General features: G+C 63.6%; 6 protein-coding genes and 1 pseudogene. 4 read left to right on the top strand and 3 right to left on the bottom strand.

Features of this window, described 5'->3' with window-relative positions:
- Positions 1 to 201, bottom strand: a pseudogene (locus EN993_RS38475) (thermonuclease family protein); the annotation flags it as partial.
- Positions 202 to 276: 75 nt separating this feature from the next.
- On the opposite strand from EN993_RS38475, the gene EN993_RS30115 reads away from it, so the two are divergent.
- Together EN993_RS30115 and EN993_RS30110 are read left to right on the top strand one after the other, a co-directional pair.
- Positions 277 to 1,797 carry a HAMP domain-containing sensor histidine kinase gene (locus tag EN993_RS30115; RefSeq protein WP_127265604.1) on the top strand — a complete coding sequence of 507 codons (1,521 nt, stop codon included), beginning with the start codon at positions 277 to 279 and terminating at the stop codon, positions 1,795 to 1,797.
- Positions 1,798 to 1,847: 50 nt separating this feature from the next.
- Positions 1,848 to 2,378, top strand: a complete 531-nt coding sequence (locus EN993_RS30110; RefSeq protein ID WP_127265603.1) for a GNAT family N-acetyltransferase — start codon at positions 1,848 to 1,850, stop codon at positions 2,376 to 2,378.
- 12 nt (positions 2,379 to 2,390) lie between these two features.
- Here the strand turns inward: EN993_RS30110 and EN993_RS30105 are convergent, their stop codons facing one another.
- The gene (locus EN993_RS30105; RefSeq protein ID WP_127265606.1) at positions 2,391 to 3,389 is read right to left on the bottom strand and encodes a nicotinate-nucleotide--dimethylbenzimidazole phosphoribosyltransferase; all 999 of its coding nucleotides are present in this window, start codon (positions 3,387 to 3,389) and stop codon (positions 2,391 to 2,393) included.
- 195 nt (positions 3,390 to 3,584) lie between these two features.
- Between EN993_RS30105 and EN993_RS30100 the strand changes: the two genes are divergently transcribed.
- Both EN993_RS30100 and EN993_RS30095 read left to right on the top strand, forming a co-directional pair.
- Positions 3,585 to 3,818, top strand: coding sequence for a DUF1289 domain-containing protein (locus EN993_RS30100; protein ID WP_109671221.1), 234 nt, complete (start codon positions 3,585 to 3,587; stop codon positions 3,816 to 3,818).
- Positions 3,819 to 3,831: 13 nt separating this feature from the next.
- Positions 3,832 to 4,536 (top strand): TIGR02281 family clan AA aspartic protease, encoded by a 705-nt coding sequence (locus EN993_RS30095; protein ID WP_109671220.1) that lies wholly within the window; start codon positions 3,832 to 3,834, stop codon positions 4,534 to 4,536.
- Positions 4,537 to 4,552: 16 nt separating this feature from the next.
- Here the strand turns inward: EN993_RS30095 and dusA are convergent.
- Positions 4,553 to 5,543, bottom strand: a 991-nt coding sequence (dusA, locus tag EN993_RS30090) for a tRNA dihydrouridine(20/20a) synthase DusA (RefSeq protein ID WP_348630435.1), incomplete at its 5' end; no start/stop codon positions are given.

The following is a 5,543-nucleotide window of genomic DNA, read 5'->3' as shown; positions in this document are numbered from 1 at the left end:
GCCAAGCGTGATCGAATCGCCGTCGTTGATGATTGCCACGCCTTGCGTCTTGCGGGTTTCAACCCGGTCGAGGCGGGCCGCCAGCAGGATCAGCAGCCCGAGAATGATTGATGTAAGCCCGTAATCCACCAGCCGGCGCCACAGGCTTCTGGGTGGCGCAACGTATCGCCGGCGCGGCCTCGGCGACCAGGATCGGCTCATATGGCAAACGGTTGGTTAATCATTCGAACGTAGCTTAACACTTGGAAACCGCTGCTCGCATAAATTGAAGTTTTGATGCCCTTGCAACGCTCGAACACAGCGGACAAGTTCATTGTGGACCGCAGGAAACCTCATCGCAACAGCGATGTGGCGCGCGCGGTGCGCAAGACGCGTGACCGTCTTTCGCAGCAGGCCGGCAATCCCGATTTCGATCGCGAACTGCTGAAGCTCCACGCCCGCGCAATGACAAGCGGCGCCATCGCCATCCCGCTTCTCATCCTGGCGATCGCGGCTGCCGGCCGGCTGGCCGGCGTCGGCAACGAAATCGGGCTCTGGGCGCTGTTCACACTGACCTGCTACACCATCGTCGCCTTCATGGCGCGGCGTATTGAACGTACGGAAGCTTCCGACCTCAACCCTTTGCAAACACGAAGAGAATTCCTGATCTGCCATTTCCTTTGCGGTCTCGGCTGGGGCTGGTTCGTCTGGCTTGGCTGCGGCGCCTGCCAGGTCGACCAGTTCCAGTTGGTCAAAGCCGTGGTGCTGCTGTTCGCCATGGCGGCGACCGCGGTGATGACCTCATCCCTGGGCGGGGCGCTGTTGGCGACGTTTGCCGTTCCCGTGGCGCTCTACGCCTATGCCGGCTTCAAGCTATGGATGCCGGTTGAGGCGATCATGGCCGGACTGCTGGTCGTGTCGCTGCCCTTCTTTGCCTATGTGGCCCGTCACCTCAACCGCTCGTCCCTGATGGTGTTGTCGTTCCGCTCCGAAAAGGATGCGCTGATCGCCGAACTGGAGACGGCGAAATCGATGTCGGACGAGGCGCGGCGGCGGGCCGAAGATGCCAATCTGGCGAAATCGCGGTTCCTCGCTTCGATGAGCCACGAACTGCGCACGCCGCTCAATGCCATTCTCGGCTTTTCCGAGGTGATGTCGAACGAGGTGCTGGGACCGATGAGTAATCCCACCTATCGCGACTACGCCCACGACGTGCACGAATCCGGCCAGCATCTGCTCGACCTGATCAATGAGATTCTCGACCTGTCGCGCATCGAGGCCGGTCGGTACCAGCTCAATGAAGAGCCGGTGATGCTGCTGAACATCGTCGAGGATTGCTGTCACATGATGGAACTGAGGGCGCGCAACAAGGATATCCGCGTCGTCCAGGATTTCGAGCATCAGTTGCCACGCCTGTTCGCCGACGAGCGGGCGGTGCGGCAGATCACGCTCAACCTTCTGTCGAATGCGATAAAATTCACCGCCACCGGCGGCGAAATCCGCGTCCGCGTCGGCTGGACGGCGGGCGGCGGGCAATACATGTCGGTCAAGGACAATGGCCCGGGCATACCGGAAGACGAGATCCCTGTGGTGCTCTCAGCCTTCGGCCAGGGTTCGATCGCCATCAAGAGCGCCGAGCAAGGCACCGGGCTTGGCCTGCCGATCGTGCAGGGCCTGCTTGCCATGCATGGCGGCGAGTTCGAACTTCATTCCAAGCTGCGCGAAGGGACAGAGGCGATCGCCATCTTCCCGCTGAGCCGGGTGATGGAGGAACTGCCCGCGCTGCCGACCGCCGCGGTAGCAGCTCGGCGGCGATAAGCGTCCCGCCGACCTGGGTCGATGGCCAGCAAGAAGGACGGCACTCCACAATGGCAGCGAGTGATTGGCATGCCGGTGGCATCGAGATCAACTCAGAGCGCCTTCGCCTGAAGCTGTTTACAGCCGACGATGCCGAAGACCTCTTTGCCGCCATCACTCCCGCCATCACACGTTTCATGCAGTGGGAACCGCCTCGATCACTGGCGGCCTTTGCCGAGGTATGGCGATCCTGGCTGGCGCCAATCCATGACGGATCGGATTTGCACTTTGTTGTGCGTACATTGGCGCACGATCGCTGTCTGGGGCTTGTCGGCCTTCATGCGGCGAAGACCGCGTGTCCCGAGCTCGGGATCTGGATCAGAGAAGACGCTCAAGGAAACGGCCTTGGCAGAGAGGCAATTGCTGCTGTTGCCGAGTGGGCCTCCGAGACACTCGAACCGGACTGCTTCGAATATCCGGTTGCCGAAAGGAACGTGGCCAGCAGAAGAATAGCGGAACGCCTTTGGGGCGTAGTAATCGGCAGCAGCTCCAACCCGAAATATGCCTCTGTCGTCTACCGCATTCCCAATCTGCGGCGCTGATACGCCAAGATCCTAGCCGCGTACCGTAGCTGCCATGCCTGAGCTGGTCAGCGCAGCTGCCTTGACCAGACCGGCGGCAAGGGCGGCCCCTGCCCCTTCGCCATGGCTGATGCCAAAATCAAGCAGCGGGCGCAGGCCGAGGCGTTGAGCAGCCCGGGCATGCGCGGGCTCCGGCGACAGGCTGGCCAGCAGGCAATGATCGAGCGCGACGGGGTTGGCGGCGTGCAGCACCGCAGCGGCGGCCGTTGCAGCTAGCCCGTCGAGCAGCACCGGAATCTTCTGCATCCGGGCAGCAAGGATGGCGCCGGCAATCGCCGCGAACTCACGTCCGCCGACCCGACGCAGCGCCTCGAGCGGGTCGCTGAGATGGCCGCTGTGAAAAGCCAGCGCCGCATCGACCACGTCAGCCTTGCGTGCCTGCATCGCCGCATCGGCGCCCGACCCTGGGCCGACCCAGTCGACGCCCTTGCCCCCGAACAGCGCCGCAAACAAGGCTGCGGCGACGGTGGAGTTGCCGACGCCGAGATCACCAAGGCACAAGAGATCGGTACCGCCCGCTATCGCTTCCATGCCAAAGGCCATGGTGGCGGCACAGCCGCGCTCATCCAGTGCGGCACGACAGGTGATGTCGGCGGTCGGGATATGCAGGGCAAGATCGAAGACCTTCAGCCCGAGATCGTTGGCAATGCATATCTGGTTGATCGCAGCACCTCCGGCGGCGCAAAGCTCGACCGCATTGGCGGTCGCCGCCACCGGCCGGGGCGAAATGCCGTGCCTGACAACACCGTGATTGCCGGCAAAGACCGCCATCAGTGGTCTTGTCACCGCAGGGGGAGCCCGCCCGCTCCAGGCGGCCAGCCACGCGGCGATGTCCTCGATGCGGCCAAGCGAATTGCCTGATTTGTCGGCCTTGGCAAACAGCGTGCGCACGCGGGTTTCGGCTGCCGTGTCGGCCGCCGGCAGATTGGCCAGCAGGTTGCGGAAATCGTCGAAAGGCAGTGCGCTGGTCATCACGTTGGCGATCATTCCCTGGAGTTGGTGAGCGGCATAGCCGCCTTGCGCGGTTGGCACAACCTCCTGGATCATGGTTCTGCATTTGCCGCAAAGGTGGCTGCGAAGGGCGCAATCGCGGGGGCTTGCATTGGCATTGCCGTTGCACCATGTGGAGATGAACAAGGGATTCCGGTTGGAACCCAAGAGAAAGTCATGACGGCCATCGAATCCCCGTGCATCCTGGTCTGTTCGATCGACATGAAAACCGGCTTCTGTTTCGGGTGCGGCCGCACGCGCGAGGAAATCGGCGCCTGGATCGGGATGACGCCGGAAACGCGCCGTACCGTCATGGCCGAATTGCCGGCCCGGCTGGAAACGGTCGAGCGCCGGCCGCGCCGGGAAACACGCCGCACCCGCATGGCGCGCGAACGCGACGCGCTTTCGTGAGGCGACCACGGGGATGAGCCGACTGTTCTGGATATTGATGGCCGCGATCGGGGTGGGAGCAGTCCTGCTCATGCTCAACGATTCCGCCGGCAGCACGCTTGGCGTCGAGAATTATGATTTCAGCCGGCTGATTTGGCTCGGCGCCTTTGGCGCCCTCATCGGCGCTGGCCTGCTTCGCTCGGGCAGGCCATTGGGCGCTATGGCTCGCAACCTCGGCGCCTGGGTGGCGATCGTGCTCGCACTGATCGCCGGCTACCAATATCGCTATGAACTGCAGGATGTCGCCAGCCGCGTGACCGCAGGCCTTGTTCCCGGCAGCCCGCTGGCCCTGGGTGTCGAAGACGGCCACGCCACGGTGACGCTCGACAAGGCGGACAACGGCCATTTCGAAGCGCGCATCCTGGTCAATGGCAATCCGGTCCGAGCCGTGGTGGATACCGGCGCGACCAGCACCGTGCTGACGTCCGAAGACGCGCAAGCCGCCGGATTCAATCCAGCGGCGCTCAATTACACCATCCCGGTTTCGACCGCCAACGGCATAGCGCGCGCCGCGGCCGTGAAAACCGATCAGATTGCGATCGGCGGCATCATGCGCAGGGACATGCCGGTGATGATCGCTGCACCTGGCATGCTCAGCCAGAGCCTGCTCGGCATGAACTTCATCGGCTCGCTGTCGGGTTTCGACGTGCGCGGCGACCGCATGATCCTCAGGGATTGAGCTCCGGCTCCCAGACTCAGGCCGCTTCGGCCGCCACTCCACTGAGCTCGACGGCTGCGAACGCCGTCTTCAGCACGTCCGGCCCGGCTCCGGGCCGGACGGCGTCGCTGGACAGGATCTGGCGGTAGCGGCGCGCGCCGGGCAAGCCATGGAACAGGCCGACCATATGGCGGGTGACATGGCCAAGCCGCCCGCCCCGCTCGATATGGCGTGCCGCATAGTCCGCCATGGCATCGATCAGCGCGGCGAAGTCGAACGCTTCGGACTTGGCGCCGTAGAACGCGGCATCCACGCCGGCCAAGATGCCAGGCGTATGATAGGCGGCGCGGCCAAGCATGGCGCCGTCGATATGATCGAGATGTGCCCGCACCTCCTCAATCGACTGAATGCCGCCATTGATGCCGATGAATTCGCTTTGTTTTCTGGCCTTCAGCCGATAGACGCGGCCATAGTCCAGCGGTGGGATGTCACGGTTCTCCTTGGGACTCAGCCCTTCCAGCCACGCCTTGCGCGCATGCACCCACAGCGCGTCGGCGCCGGCGCCGAAAACACCATCCGCCAGCGCGTCGAGGGCCGGCTCCGGATCCTGGTCGTCGACGCCGATGCGGCATTTGACGGTGACGGGAATTGTCGCCGCCGCCTTCATCGCTGTGACGCAGCTGGCGACGAGGTCCGGCACCTTCATCAGGCAGGCGCCGAACGTACCCGACTGGACGCGATCTGACGGACAGCCGACATTGAGGTTGATCTCGTCGTAGCCAAAAGCCTCGCCGATGCGCGCCGCCTCGGCAAGTTTTTCGCGATCCGAGCCGCCGAGCTGCAGGGCGACCGGATGTTCCGCTGCATCGAAGCCGAGCAGCCGCTCGCGAGCGCCATGAATGACCGCGTCGGCGACCACCATCTCGGTGTAGAGCAGCGCACGGCTCGTCAGCTGGCGATGGAAGAACCGGCAATGTCGGTCCGTCCAGTCCATCATAGGTGCAATAGCCAATCTATGTGCTTGATAT

Origin of the sequence: Mesorhizobium sp. M7D.F.Ca.US.004.01.2.1, assembly GCF_003997785.1 — a bacterium.
Taxonomy (GTDB): Bacteria; Pseudomonadota; Alphaproteobacteria; order Rhizobiales; family Rhizobiaceae; genus Mesorhizobium; species Mesorhizobium loti.
This window is presented reverse-complemented; position numbering and strand designations above follow the sequence as displayed.

Bases quoted from the DNA above. Each gene is read 5' to 3' on its own strand.
- EN993_RS30115 (WP_127265604.1), top strand. From the start codon at position 277: ATGCCCTTGCAACGCTCGAACACAGCGGACAAGTTCATTGTGGACCGC.
- EN993_RS30110 (WP_127265603.1), top strand. From the start codon at position 1,848: ATGGCAGCGAGTGATTGGCATGCCGGTGGCATCGAGATCAACTCAGAG.
- EN993_RS30105 (WP_127265606.1), bottom strand. From the start codon at position 3,389: ATGACCAGCGCACTGCCTTTCGACGATTTCCGCAACCTGCTGGCCAAT.
- EN993_RS30100 (WP_109671221.1), top strand. From the start codon at position 3,585: ATGACGGCCATCGAATCCCCGTGCATCCTGGTCTGTTCGATCGACATG.
- EN993_RS30095 (WP_109671220.1), top strand. From the start codon at position 3,832: ATGAGCCGACTGTTCTGGATATTGATGGCCGCGATCGGGGTGGGAGCA.